Annotated in this window: 14 protein-coding genes; 8 read left to right on the forward strand and 6 right to left on the reverse strand. The window is 70.2% G+C overall.

Features of this window, described 5'->3' with window-relative positions; all coding sequences use genetic code 11:
* The first annotated feature begins 606 nt into the window (after nt 1-606).
* The 6 genes from ACTWQC_RS08880 (at nt 607) to ACTWQC_RS08905 (ending at nt 6,467) form a co-directional block, all read left to right on the forward strand.
* Nucleotides 607-879, forward strand: a complete 273-nt coding sequence (locus ACTWQC_RS08880) for a hypothetical protein (protein WP_443315013.1) — start codon at nt 607-609, stop codon at nt 877-879.
* An 86-nt stretch (nt 880-965) separates the two neighbouring features.
* Complete coding sequence (locus ACTWQC_RS08885; RefSeq protein ID WP_443315014.1) at nt 966-1,511, forward strand: hypothetical protein; 546 nt, start codon at nt 966-968, stop codon at nt 1,509-1,511.
* Nucleotides 1,512-1,594: 83 nt separating this feature from the next.
* Nucleotides 1,595-2,431, forward strand: a complete 837-nt coding sequence (locus ACTWQC_RS08890) for a DUF4097 family beta strand repeat-containing protein (RefSeq protein ID WP_443315015.1) — start codon at nt 1,595-1,597, stop codon at nt 2,429-2,431.
* A gap of 31 nt (nt 2,432-2,462) precedes the next feature.
* Nucleotides 2,463-3,461, forward strand: a complete 999-nt coding sequence (locus ACTWQC_RS08895; RefSeq protein WP_443315016.1) for an ATP-binding cassette domain-containing protein — start codon at nt 2,463-2,465, stop codon at nt 3,459-3,461.
* The gene (locus ACTWQC_RS08900) at nt 3,458-4,249 is read left to right on the forward strand and encodes an ABC transporter permease (protein WP_443315017.1); all 792 of its coding nucleotides are present in this window, start codon (nt 3,458-3,460) and stop codon (nt 4,247-4,249) included. Before ACTWQC_RS08895 ends, ACTWQC_RS08900 begins: the two co-directional genes overlap by 4 nt.
* Nucleotides 4,250-4,349: 100 nt before the next feature.
* Nucleotides 4,350-6,467 carry a P-loop NTPase fold protein gene (locus ACTWQC_RS08905; protein ID WP_443315018.1) on the forward strand — a complete coding sequence of 706 codons (2,118 nt, stop codon included), beginning with the start codon at nt 4,350-4,352 and terminating at the stop codon, nt 6,465-6,467.
* 60 nt (nt 6,468-6,527) lie between these two features.
* On the opposite strand, the gene ACTWQC_RS08910 is transcribed toward ACTWQC_RS08905, so the two are convergent.
* Nucleotides 6,528-7,145, reverse strand: coding sequence for a dihydrofolate reductase family protein (locus ACTWQC_RS08910; protein ID WP_443315019.1), 618 nt, complete (start codon nt 7,143-7,145; stop codon nt 6,528-6,530).
* 58 nt (nt 7,146-7,203) lie between these two features.
* Here ACTWQC_RS08910 and ACTWQC_RS08915 point away from each other — a divergent pair, with 58 nt between their 5' ends.
* Nucleotides 7,204-7,518, forward strand: coding sequence for a hypothetical protein (locus ACTWQC_RS08915; RefSeq protein ID WP_443315020.1), 315 nt, complete (start codon nt 7,204-7,206; stop codon nt 7,516-7,518).
* Nucleotides 7,519-7,602: 84 nt separating this feature from the next.
* Here the strand turns inward: ACTWQC_RS08915 and ACTWQC_RS08920 are convergent, their stop codons facing one another.
* The 4 genes from ACTWQC_RS08920 to ACTWQC_RS08935 form a co-directional block, all read right to left on the reverse strand.
* Complete coding sequence (locus ACTWQC_RS08920) at nt 7,603-8,457, reverse strand: SMP-30/gluconolactonase/LRE family protein (RefSeq protein ID WP_443315021.1); 855 nt, start codon at nt 8,455-8,457, stop codon at nt 7,603-7,605.
* 270 nt (nt 8,458-8,727) lie between these two features.
* On the reverse strand, nt 8,728-8,958 hold the full coding sequence (locus ACTWQC_RS08925; RefSeq protein WP_443315022.1) for a hypothetical protein: 231 nt from the start codon (nt 8,956-8,958) through the stop codon (nt 8,728-8,730).
* Between the two features lie 100 nt (nt 8,959-9,058).
* Nucleotides 9,059-9,619 (reverse strand): hemerythrin domain-containing protein, encoded by a 561-nt coding sequence (locus tag ACTWQC_RS08930; RefSeq protein ID WP_443315023.1) that lies wholly within the window; start codon nt 9,617-9,619, stop codon nt 9,059-9,061.
* A gap of 192 nt (nt 9,620-9,811) precedes the next feature.
* Nucleotides 9,812-10,501: a QsdR family transcriptional regulator gene (locus ACTWQC_RS08935; RefSeq protein ID WP_443315024.1), complete on the reverse strand. Its 690-nt coding sequence runs from the start codon at nt 10,499-10,501 to the stop codon at nt 9,812-9,814.
* 198 nt (nt 10,502-10,699) lie between these two features.
* Between ACTWQC_RS08935 and ACTWQC_RS08940 the strand changes: the two genes are divergently transcribed.
* Nucleotides 10,700-12,307, forward strand: coding sequence for a carboxylesterase/lipase family protein (locus ACTWQC_RS08940; protein ID WP_443315025.1), 1,608 nt, complete (start codon nt 10,700-10,702; stop codon nt 12,305-12,307).
* Nucleotides 12,308-12,409: 102 nt separating this feature from the next.
* Here the strand turns inward: ACTWQC_RS08940 and ACTWQC_RS08945 are convergent, their stop codons facing one another.
* A complete protein-coding gene (locus tag ACTWQC_RS08945; RefSeq protein WP_443315026.1) occupies nt 12,410-12,826 on the reverse strand; it encodes a VOC family protein in 417 nt (138 codons plus the stop codon).
* Nucleotides 12,827-12,829: the final 3 nt, after the last annotated feature.

Below are 12,829 nucleotides of genomic sequence, written 5' to 3' on the forward strand. Positions count from 1 at the left end.
TGCGACCGCCATGTGCAGATTTCCTGAACAAAGCATTCGGCACCGACGGACGGCCCGGCTGCGCGCGTCGGATAACCGGGGCCATTTCTGCAGCCCGTCGCGTAGTTCGGGAAAATGCCATGGTCAGCGAAAAAACCGCATGTACCCGAATAACAACGGTCGCTTACGCATCGTATACAGACCATCGACTCACGGTGGCAAGCGGGCCGCAGGGCCGCGCCACGGCGCGCCCCGACACCGACGAGAACGAGTAGCACGGTCCGTACTTCGACGACGACACGCCGGCCACGGTGGCCGGGGTGTAGCAAATCCTCAGCCCTGCGGCGCGGAGCGCAGAGGCTCCGCCCGGCAAAGCCCCACAACGGTGGTGCTCGCCGAGGTGCGGCTGGTTCCCGCGTTCCACACCTCCTAGACCTGCGCCGCCTGCGGCAAGGTCGACCCCGGCAGCCGGGAAGGCTGCGGGCCTCGATCGAGATCGAGGCCCGAGCCCGCCGGACGGGTGGCTCGGTCATCAACAGCACGCGCAGCACCACCACGGCGCGAGTCCCGGCCCCGCGTCGGGAGGCGGACGCGAAGGCGTCCCGCCGGGCCGGCGCGTTCGAGGTCGTGGGCCACGCACTCGGGCTGGCGGACGACGCCGCGGAGGGTGCTCGAGTACGGGTCGAAGTGTTGCCGGGGACCGAGCCGTTCGACGCCGTGGTCGACTCCCGCAACCCGTACTTCATCGGGCTGCGCGGTGACGACGCGCTGTACCGCTTCTTCGGCAGGAATGCCTTCGGGGCCCCGGTCCGCATCGCGGTGCACCAATTCGCCGCCGACGCCGACCAGAAGAGGACCGAGCACGCCCGGCAGAGCTGGCTCACGGGCCTGTTCAGCTGAACCGCCCAGCCCCGAGACGCACCCTGCATACATGTGTGGCGCCATGACGGCTCGTCATGGCGCCACATGTGTGCCATGATGGCGCCATGGACCTCACTCCCTACGTCGACAACCTCCGGCACGAGCTCGCGGTCGCCGCAGACGCGGGCGGAGACGAAGCCCGTGCCCTGGCCGAGCGACTCACCGCCCCCCTGGAGTCGGCCGCCCGGCTCACCCTGCTGAACGCGCTGTCCGCGGCCATGGGCGAGGTCACCCGCGACCTGGCGCCGGGCTCGGTCGACGTACGGCTGCGCGGGCTCGACCCCGAGTTCGTGGTGACACCACCGCCGGCCCAGGATTCCTACGAGGAAGCCGAAGAGCCGGAGAGCACGCCGAGCGGTGTGCGGGCGCCCGCGCCACCTGCCCCTTCGGACGGCGACGAGGGCGGTACGGCGCGGATCAACTTCCGCCTTCCCGCCCATCTCAAGACCCGGGTCGAGGATGCCGCGGGGCAGGAAGGACTCTCGGTCAACGCCTGGCTGGTACGGGCCGTCGCCACTGCCCTGGAACCCGGCGGCCGCGGCCGCTCGAGCGGTTCAACCGGCCGCAGTCGCCATCGGGGGCCACAGGGCTACACGGGCTGGGTCCGCTAGCCCGGACCGGCGTCGGGCACCACTTCTCCTTCGCCCGCCCCACCAGCGGGAATTCACATCACAGCCATGAGGACGGGACAGCCATGCCTACTTTCGACACTCCCGGACCGATCTCCGTCTCCCTCGAATTCGACGTCGGGTCCGTCCGGATCGCCGCGGGCCAGCGCACGGACACGGTCGTCGAGGTACTGCCGAGCGACAGTGCCGACGATGCCGACGTGCAGGCCGCGCGGCATACCAAAGTCACCTGTTCAGGCGGCAAGTTGCTGGTCAAGGGGCCCAAGAAGCGCTCCCTCTTCGGCACGACCGGGTCGCTCGACATCAGCATCGAGCTGCCGGCCGGCTCGGACGTTCAAGGCACCACGCCCATGGCGGACTTCATCTGTGAAGGCCGTCTCGGGGACTGCAGGCTCAAGACCTCGGTCGGTGACATCCAGGTCGGCGAGGCAGGACGTGTATACCTCAGGACCGACCACGGCGACATCCGGGTGGACCGCGCGGCGGGGGACGCCGAGGTCATCGCGGCGGGCCGGGTCGAGCTCGGCGGGATCGCGGGCTCGGCAACGGTCAAGAACGGCAACGGCGATACCACGATCGGCGAGGTCACGGGCGACCTGCGGGCGAACTCGTCCAACGGCAGGATCTCCGTCCGCGTCGCGCACGCCGGAGTCGACGCCAAGTCCGCCAACGGCGGCATCCTGCTCGGCGAAGTGGCCCGCGGCCAGGTGGTGCTCCAGACCGCGATCGGCGACGTCGAGGTCGGCATCCGTGAGTCCACCGCCGCCTGGCTCGACGTGAAGACCCGCGTCGGCAGTGTGCGCAACTCCCTCGGCCCGTCCGAGGGCCCAGGAACCTCCGACGAGACCGTCGAGGTACGCGCCCGCACCGGGCTCGGCGACATCGTGATCCGCCGCTCCTGACCTCCACACCACGGAAGAGAACGGAAGAGACATGACCGCCATGACCACAGCTTCCGCAACCGCCGTCTGGTCGGCCATCACAGCCGTCGGGCTGTCCAAGTCCTACGGGGACAAGGTGGTGCTCGACAGCATCGATCTGCGCATCCCTGAGGGCTCGGTCTTCGCACTGCTCGGGCCTAACGGCGCCGGCAAGACCACCACCGTGCAGATACTGTCCACGCTCATCCCCGCGAGCGCCGGCGAGGCGAAGGTGGCGGGCCACGATCTGACCTGCGACGCCGATGCCGTACGCGCCGCGATCGGCGTCACCGGCCAGTTCTCCGCTGTGGACAACCTGCTCACCGCCGAGGAGAACCTGATGCTCATGGCGGACCTGCACCATCTGGACCGACGCGAGGGGCGTCTGCGCGCCGTCGGGCTCCTTGAGCGGTTCGATCTGACCGAGGCGGCCAGGAAGCCCGTCGCCACATTCTCCGGCGGTATGCGGCGCAAGCTCGACCTCGCGATGACCCTGGTCGGTGATCCGCGCGTCATCTTCCTCGACGAGCCGACCACCGGACTCGATCCGCGCAGCCGCCGCACCATGTGGGAGATCATCCGCGGCCTGGTCGCCGACGACGGCGTCACGATCTTCCTGACGACGCAGTACTTGGAGGAGGCGGACCAACTCGCCGACCGGATCGCCGTCCTGGACCACGGCAAGCTGGTCGCCGAAGGCACCGCGGACGAGCTGAAGCGCCGTATCCCCGGTGGGCACATCCGTCTCCGGTTCGCCGACATGGGCGGACTCGAGTCGGCCGCCGCCCTCTTCGCTTCCGTGGCGCGCGACGACGAAGAGCTCACCCTGCACATCCCCAGCGACGCCGCCATCCCCACCCTGCGGGCCGTCCTCGACATTCTCGACAACGCGTCGATCGAGGCCGAGGCGCTCACGGTGCACACCCCCGATCTCGACGATGTCTTCCTCACCCTCACCGGCGGGCCCCAGTCCATCGGTGGGTTCAACTCCCAGGAGGGGACTGCGCGATGAGCACCCGGTCGTACGCGATCCGCGATTCGATGACGATGCTGCGGCGCAACCTGAAGCACGCGCTGCGCTACCCCTCTGTGACGGTCTCGGCCCTCGCGATGCCCATCCTGATGCTGCTCCTCTTCACCTACGCCTTCGGCAGCGCCCTGGGAACCGGCATCGGCGCCATGCCCGTCGCCGGCACCGAGTACATCGACTACGTCGCCCCCGGCATCATCCTGATGGCCGCGACCTCCGGAGCCCTGGCCACCGCGGTCGGCGTCTGCGTCGACATGACCGAAGGCATCGTCAACCGGTTCCGCACAATGGCGATCTCCCGCGCCTCATTCCTGACCGGGCATGTCGTCGGCAGCGTGATCCAGACGCTGCTCAGCATCACGCTCGTCATCGGCGTCGCGCTGCTCACGGGCTTCCGGCCGGGCGCCACACCCGTCGAGTGGATCGCGGCCGTCGGCCTCCTCGCCCTGCTCACCCTGGCGCTCACCTGGCTGGCGGCCGCGATCGGCCTGGTGGCCAAGAACCCCGAGACCGCCAGCAACATCCCCATGCCGCTGATGTTCCTCCCCTTCATCGGCAGCGCCATCGTCCCGCCGGAGTCCATGCCCACCGGGCTGCGCTGGTTCGCCGAGTACCAGCCCTTCACACCGATCATCGAGACGCTGCGGGGCCTGCTCATGGGCACGGGGATCGGCAGCAGTGCGATCACCGCTCTCGCCTGGTGCGTCGGCCTCGGCCTGGTCGGCTACCTGTGGGCGCGGGCGGCCTTCTACCGCGGCGCCGAGCGCTAGACCGTACGACTGCTGCGGCCCCCAATCGGCGTGCTGCGCAGGGCAGTTGTGATGGCATCCTGGTACCCGTGACCGAGCAGGAGAGCGGGGCGATGGCGCGATGACCGCGCCCGTGGTGCCGGTAGGGCCCTTTCAGCCGTATCAGTTGGTGCAGGCGTTCGCGCTGCTCAACGACGAGCCCGTCGGCGGCGATCCGGCGTCCGATCTGCTGGGCACCGCCGGGCGGGCCGCCGAGCTCGCCGCGCTGATCCGCAGGTCGCGCTCCTCGACGCCGTTCACACTCGCCCTCGACGCCGACTGGGGGATGGGCAAAAGCAGCCTGATGCACCAGGTCGCGGCGGATCTCGCGGCCGACCAGGCGATCGAGTGCGTGTGGTTCAACGCGTGGACCTCGAACGGCGACGACGCTCTCGAGGGGCTGATCAAGTCCGTGCTGGACAAGTTCGACCGCAACGCCCTGCGCAGGGCGGCCAACCGGGTGCGGCAGTATCCCCGGGCGCTGCGCCTCCTGAGCGCCGTCACGCTCGGCCTGATCGGCATGTTCTTCCGGCTCGGCCCGGCCGTCGACGAGCTGTGGTCGCGGATGGCCAGTGACGCCAAGTCGCGGAACGAGTCGCGCGAGATCATCAAGAGCCTTGCCACGGAGTGGGCCGACGGCCCGCGCGGCCGCCGTATGCTCGTCGTCTTCGTCGACGACCTCGACCGCTGCGAGGACGCGACCGTCCAGGCCGTGTGCGAGGCGATCAAGGTGTATCTCGACGTGCCGGGTCTGGTGTTCGTCCTCGGATGCGACCAGGCCAGGCTGGCGTCCGCGGGCCTCGGGGCCGGCGCCGACGGGCCGCCGGCCACCGGCGAGTACCTCGAGAAGATCGTCCAGAGCAGCTACCGCATCCCCGCGCCGGACGCCGGGCAGGCCGAGCGCCTCGTCCTCGGCTACGCCCGCGCATCGGGCACCGACCAGCTCCTCGGCGGTTCTCTGGTGTCCCTTGTGGCCGAGCGCACCGGGCGCAACCCGCGCCGGATCAAGCGGCTCATCAACAGCTTCGTCCTCGAATACCACCTCAACGCGCGCTGGCAGGAGATCGGGGCCGAGGCCCTCATCCAGGTGATCCTGCTGCAACACCTGTATCCGGACTTCCACCGGGCCGCCACTCGCCCCGCGACCCGCGACCTCATCGGTGACTTCCTGCGGTACCGGGAGGCGCGTACGATCCTCCGTCTCGGCGCGTCGGTGGACGCGGAGGACGATCCCCGGTGGCAGGGCGTGGGTGATCTGTTCGCCGGCCTCGAACTGGCGGTCCCGGAGCCTCTGGACACCCGGGACTGGCCGGACCGGCTGGCGGAGCTGAACGCCGCCGTGCCGCCCGCCTTCGCCGAGCTCGCCACCGACCAGGGCTTCGTCACCCTGATGACCGACATCGAGGCGCTGCCGGGATCAGCGACGCTGCGGGCGGAGTTGCGGCGCGGCACCCAGGCCACGGCACCGCCGCGATGGGGCGAACGGCCTCCGTCGTGGCAGGCCGTGCAGCCGCAGAGCTGGGTGCCGTACGCGCCGCAGGCGCAGCAGCCCCAGCCCGTCCGCCCCTCGTCCCAGGGCCAGGGACAGGCCCAGGGCCGTCCCGCCGGACAGGACAGCCCGGGTACGGCAGGCGGCTACGGCTACGACTACGGCGCGCAGCCGGGCTACGGCATGCAGCCGGGCTACGGCATGCCGCAGCAGGCCCCCGCCCCGCCGGATGCCTACTCCTACCCGCAGCAGGCCCCCCAGGGCCCCCGTACCCCTTCGGTGGCGCCGCCGCCTCAGCCGCAACCGGTCACCGCCCGGAGCGAGGACTACGCCAGGCTGCGCATCCTGTGGCTCGACCCCCATCCCGAGAACAACCAGTACCTGGTACGGCAGCTGGAGCGGCTGTCCGCGACGGTCCATGTCGTAGAGGACGAGGCCTCGGCCACGGAGGCCCTGCGCACCCGCGACGTCAACGTCCTGATCTCGAACATCCACCGCGGTGACGACCCCGGCGCCGGGTTCAACTACCTTGAGCAGCTGCGCGATTCGGGCCGGTACCGCGGCCAGACCGCCTTCTACACCGGCCGGCTCACACCCGATCGCACGGCCAGGGCCGAAGAGCTCGGCGCCTTCATCACCAAGGACCCCACGGCGCTGATGGAATTCCTCGGCCGCGCCGCACTGAAGGCCCCGGCGGACACCGACGGTTGAGCGACCGCCACAGCGACCGCCACCGCCACTGCCACCACCGTGGCCGGTGCGCCTGGGCGGTCATTTCGCTGGGCGCAGCGTGAGGTGAGTGACTCCCGTGGAGGCGAGGACCCGGGTGGTCTCGAACTCGATGGTCTCCGGGCCCATGTCCTCGAACAGCCGCACCCCGCCGCCCAGCAGTACGGGGACCAGGTGGATCTGCAGCTCGTCGAGGAGCCCGGCCTTCACGAGCTGCTGGATCACCTGTCCGCCGCCCGCGACGGACACGTCCTGGCCACCGGCCGCCTCCCTCGCCCGGGCAAGCGCGCGCTCGACCCCGTCGGTGACGAAGGTGAAGGTGGTCCCGCCCTTCTTGACCAGGGGCTCGCGCGGGGTGTGGGTGAGGACGAACACCGGGCCGTGGAAGGGCGGCTCCTCGCCCCACGGCTCCTCGCCGTTGGCGAACATGCGCTTGCCCATCACGTAGGCCCCGGTGCGGGACCACGTCTCGCCCATGAGATCGGCGTCCTGGTTGCGCTCGCCGCCCTCCAGACCGTGCATCTCGCGCCAGCTCGCCAGCCCGTACACCCACTGGTGCAGCCGGTCGCCCCGGTCGCCCAGGGGGTTGCCGGGGCCGTCATGGGGCCCCGCGACGAATCCGTCGAGCGAGACCGAGATGTCCGCGATGACCTTGCTCATGGTGCGCTCCCTGCGGTGCCGGCACCCACGCGCGGGTGCCTCTCATGGGATACGTCGAATGCGGACCCCGCCTTTCGACACCAGGAGTCTCCAGCTTCTCAGACTCTGCCCGGGCCGGCTTCCGGGCCGTGACGATGTCGATCCGGGCGGGTGCCGTCGGCAGCCAGACATCGCCGCTCTGAGCTCGACGACCGCCCGCATCGTGGTCGGCATCGGCGACGACTCCGCCGGGCAGCTCTGCGACCGCAGCTCCCGAGCCCTGGCCTCGGCGCTCGGCATCGAGCCCACGTTGTTTCCCGGCGGCCACACCGGCTTCGTTGAGGACCCCGACACCTTCGCCATCCGACTGCGTGAGGCCCTGCGGGAGGGCTGAGCGGCCGGAAAACCCGGCAAAGGGCGGCTGGAGCAACGTGGCTCCAGCCGCCGCCATTGATCGTGTCCACTCCGGTCAACGAGCCTACGGCCAGCCGGCTCCTGGTACGGCGACCTCGGTGGCGAGCACCTGGCCGCTTCCCGCGGGGACCATTTCCGGTAGGTCGTCTCGCCACTCGGCCGCCACCACGAACAGTGTCTTCCCCGCGGGGCCGCCGAGCGTGCACGCGAACCCGCCGCGGTCCAACTCGATCTCGTGCAGCACCCGGCCGCCCTCGGCGATACGCGCGCACCGCTTGTTGGGCACGTCGGCGTACCAGACGGCATTCTCGGCGTCGACGCAGATGCCGTCCGGAGTGCCGTCACCGAGATCTGCCCACACCCGACGATGAGACAGCCCGCCCTCGGCATCAATGTCGAAGGCCGCGAGGCCGTGGCCGTACGATTCGGCGACGATGAGGGTGGAGTTGTCGGCGGTCACCGCCATACCGTTCGGGAAGGCGAGTCCGTCGGCTACCCGCCGGATGGAGCCGTCCGGGGTGACCAGGCTGACGAATCCGGGGGCATACGCTTCGCCGGCCATCATGTTGAAGCCGATGCTGTTGACGTAGACGTTGCCCCGGCCGTCCACGACGATGTCGTTCCAGCCCGACTTTCCCAGGTCGGCATGGGTCACCAGCGCCCCGTCCGACTCCCGGCGCAGCAGAAGCCCGTCGGCCGACGAGACAATCAGCAGCTGGCCGTCCGGCAGCCAGGCGGTACACAGCGGAAGCGACTCCACCCGGGCGATGACCTCACTTCGACCGGCAAGATCCACGGCGATCACCTCGTGCGCGGACCAATCGGAGAAGTACAGCCGATCACCGTGCCATCGCGGCGACTCCACGAGGCCGCGCCCGGCCAGCAGTGTCCGAAACCCGGACTCCTGCGTCCCGGCCATCCTCACCACATCCTCGTCTCGACGACTTCTGCCGATACTGACCTCCGGCTATCCAGAAAGTCATCGCCACTCCCACAGAGAGTCCTCGTCCGGAAGCGATGAAGCAGCCGATGTCGCCGTATGTCTGTGCAGGCGGGCAGCTGGCAGGCCTTCTCCCATGGCTGCTGCGGGTTTCCCAGCGCTGCGGAGGTGCCGTGTGCGGAGCCTTGCGCGTGCACAGGCAGGGGCTTGGCCAGGGCGTCAGGCCTCGCCGAACCTCCTGTCGGGCCGTCAGCCTCCGAGTCGACTGCGCAGCAGCTGCTTGCCCAGCTCGGCGCCCTTGCGGCTATCGGCTTGTGCCTTGCGGAAGAGCTCCACCACCTCGGTGTCGTTCTGCCGTTCCGCGTCCTGGATGTAGGTCTCCATCCGCAGCGCGTTGCTCAGGCACGCCTCGATGTACCAGATCAGGTTGTAGTCCTTGTCCTTGGTGCCGGTGACTTCGCCGGTTTCGCTGCTGCTCATGCTGACGTCCTCCCATGGCATCGAAATGGGGTCTCTGGGGTCGTAGCTGTTGTTGTCATGCGGTCGTGTCGCCGAAGCCTGTGGCAGCGTTGGGTCGAGGTCAGGCTTTGCCGCGGCCGGTGATGGCGTCTCGGATCCGGTCGACCAGCCCAAGGCCGGGAGCCAGCAGCTTGTTCATCGGCGGCTTGTCCGGGGCGCTTGGGTGCGGGCGGGTGGGCGCTGTCTCCTTCGCTGCGCGGACCAGCTGACCCAGTTGCATGAGCTGATCGGTGGAGCATGCCTGCCGCAGGAGGGGGAAGAGTCGCTCCTCTTCGTCGCGCACGTGCTCGCCCACCTCACTCTCGAGTTTCAGCAGCAGCTGCTCAAAGGAGGCGTCATCCGGCGACCGGCCCTCAAGGTCTTTCAGGATCTCTTCGACCTTTGCGTGGTCGGCGATCTCTTTGTCGGCTAGGGCATCACCGTTGGCCAGGTGCTCACGGACCGCCGGGTAGAGGTGCTCCTCCTCGGCCATGGAGTGCCGCACCAGTTCCATGGTCACCCGGTCCACCAAATCCCTGCGGGCTGGGGCACCCGGTGGTACTTCCTTGCACTTTTCGAACAGGTCCTCCACCTCTCGGTGATCGGTGGTGAGCTCTGCAATGACGTCCCCGCCGTTGACCATGCCCTCTCCTCCAGCCAGTCCCGTGACGCCCCGGATGGACGCGCGACCCCGCCGAGGTTCCCCGCGAACGCCGCCCGCTAACCCGCCGGCAGACGCAGTGGCCCGATCGGCCCCCTCCAGTCGGCGCCCGGTACTCCGCGCCCTGCAGCGCAGCCTGCAGGCGCTCGCCCGGGCCTGACGAGCCCGCCAGGCTCAGGTGATGAGCAGGTAGAGCACCGAGAGCGCGGTCTCCACATCGGGTTCGACCGCGGCAACCGCGTCGTTGTAGAGGAACCCCTCGGTCGCCCGGACCATCGCGAAGGCCAGCGGCTCGATCTCCGCACGCGGCACGAAGGCGCCGGTCGCGGCCTCCGTGCTCAGCAGCGCGGCGACGGCGTCCACCATGCGCCCCTGCACACCGGCGTCACGGCCGGTCAGGACCCGTAGCGCCGCGTGGGTTTCCTGGCGCAGGAAGGCGCGCAGGGCCGAGTCGTCGGCCACGAAGCCGAGGAACCGCCGCACCGCCGCCATGATCCGTTCCGTCCCTGACAGGTGCGCAGACCTCCGGACGGAGGCATTCCAAATGTCCTCGGTGAGCGACCAGATGACATCGGCGAGCAGTTGCTCGCGCTGGCCGGTCCACCGGTAGAGCGTCGCGCGGGACACGCCCGCGCGGGCGGCGAGGGCCTGCATGTCGAGGCGGGTACCTGCCAGGAACATCTCCCGGGCCAGGGCGAACACGCCCGCGGGTGTGGCCCGCACCCGTACGAGGTCGCCCGTCCGTCGCTCCCGCGCGGCCCGGTACGCGGCAGAACCGACGGTGACGGGCGCCCGCCACGGCGCTTTGCGAGCACCGGACGCGTCGCGCGGACCCGGGGCTCCAGGGGGCGGTGTGCCGGTCATCTGCCCAGAATACAAAGACCTGTTGCGTCCCCCCTGAGACAGATTCAGAATCTGTGTTACGGTCGGTCGCGCTCCATTGCCCTTGTGTCCCTTCGAGTGACCAGGAGAGCGATGAGAACCCACAGCGCGCCCCGCTTGGTGCGCCACTCCCCCCGGACCGCATTGGCCCTCTTATGCGTGCTTCTAGCCCTGCCGGCGATGGTCGGCGCATCCATCACGACAACCACGGCCGGGTATCCGGCCCCGACAACCGCCGCGAGCCATGCGCGCGGTCAGGCGCCCCTCACCGTCAGCACCTCGCTCGGAACGGTGCGCGGCACGACCGGCCGTGACGGCGTACGCGTCTTCCAGGGAATCCCCTATGCGGCCCCGCCGACCGGTGAGCTGCGCTGGCGCCCGCCGAAGCCCGCCCGCCCCTGGTCGGGTGTGCGGGACGCCTCCTCGCCGGCCAGTCCGTGCCCGCAGATCCCGCTGACGCTGCTGCCGGACGGCAGCCCGATCCTCCCAGGCGATTCCAACAGGACCGGCAGCACGTCCGAGGACTGCCTCTACCTCAACGTCTGGACGCCGACCCGCACCAGCGGCGGACGGCTGCCCGTACTCGTGTGGCTGCACGGCGGCGGGAACACGTACGGCGCGGGCAGCGACTACGACGCCGCGGCCCTGGCCTCCAGGGGCATGGTGGTGGTCACGGTCAACTACCGCCTCGGGGCGCTCGGTTGGCTCGCACACCCGGCGCTTTCGGCCGAGAGCACCGACGCCGCGTCGGGCGACTATGGCCTGATGGACCAGCAGGCCGCCCTGCGCTGGGTGCGGCAGCACATCGGCGCGTTCGGCGGCGACCGGCAGCGGGTCACCCTCGGCGGCCAGTCCGCCGGCTCCGCCGACACCTGCCTGCACATCGCATCGCCCACCGCCCAGCGCCTGTTCCACCAGGCCATCCAGCAGAGCGGAAGCTGCACCTCCGCCGACGCCCTCGCCCCGCTCCCGCTCCCCGCGGCCGAGCGGAACGGTCAGGACTTCGCGGCTTCCGTGGGCTGCACGGACCCGGAGAACGCGGCGGCGTGTCTGAGGGCCGTGCCCGTGACGCGGCTCATCGGGAGTGCGCCCCGGCCGTCCGCGCTCTGGACTCCGAACACGGGGCCGGATGTGCTGCCCGTCGCGCCGCGCGAGGCGTGGGCCTCGGGACGGGTGAACGCGGTGCCGACGCTGAGCGGCAGCACCCACGACGAGTACCGCTACTTCACGGCGGTGTACGTGGACCTGCTCGGCAACGGCCCGCTCACGCCCGCCAGCTACGCCGCCCTGGTCCGCCTGCAGCAGCCCGGAAAGGCGGAGGCCATCCTCAGGGAGTACCCGGCCGCCGCCTATCCCTCGGCCAACCTCGCCTACTCCGCGTACGGGACCGACCAGCGGTTCGCCTGCCCGGCCCGCGAGGACAGCCGGCTCTACAGCGGGCGGGTCCCCGTGTACGCCTACGAGTTCGCGGATCCGCAGGCCCCGCCGTTCGTCCCGGCGCCGCACACACCGCAGGGCGCGTTCCACGCCTCGGAACTGGTGTACCTGTTCCCGATGGACGCCTTGCGGCCTCTGACCCCCGCCCAGAAGCGCCTGTCCCGCGTGATGACGGGCTACTGGGCGAGGTTCGTCGCCACCGGTAACCCCAACGGGCCGGGCGCACCCGTCTGGCCCCGGTACACCGCCGGTGGCGACCGGATCCAGGTGCTCGATCCGGGAGGTGTCGCCCCCACCACCGGCTTCCCGGCCGACCACCACTGCGCGTTCTGGCAGGCCCCAGGCGCGTGAGGCAGGCCGGACGAGGGGCGCCGCGCGCGTATCAGCCCGGGCGGCGCCCCTTCGGCGGCCGGTGGACCGGCGGCGGCGGACGGCATTCGGCCGGGGGCGGCTCTAGCGGCCGCGAGACTGGCTGAAGCGCAGCAGGTTGCCGGAGGGGTCGCGGAACGCGCAGTCGCGGACACCGTATGGCTGGTCGATCGGCTCCTGAATCACCTCGGCACCGGCGGCGCGGAGGTGCTCGAAGGTGGCGTCGCAGTCTCCGGTGGCGAAGATGACGCCGCGCAGCATGCCCTTGGCCAAGAGCTCCTCGAGCGCTTGCTTGTCGGCCGGTGAGGCGTTCGGGTCCGCGCTGGGCGGTTCGAGGACGATGTCCACGTCCGGCTGCGAGGGCGAGCCGACCGTCACCCAGCGCATCCCCTCGAACCCGACGTCATTGCGCACTTCGAGGCCCAGAACGTCGCGGTAGAAGGCGAGGGCCTTGTCGTGGTCGTGAACGGCGATGAAGCAGTGTGAGAGCTTGAGATCCATACC

The sequence above is a fragment of the Streptomyces sp. 8N616 genome (assembly GCF_052246385.1).
Classification (GTDB): domain Bacteria; phylum Actinomycetota; class Actinomycetes; order Streptomycetales; family Streptomycetaceae; genus Streptomyces.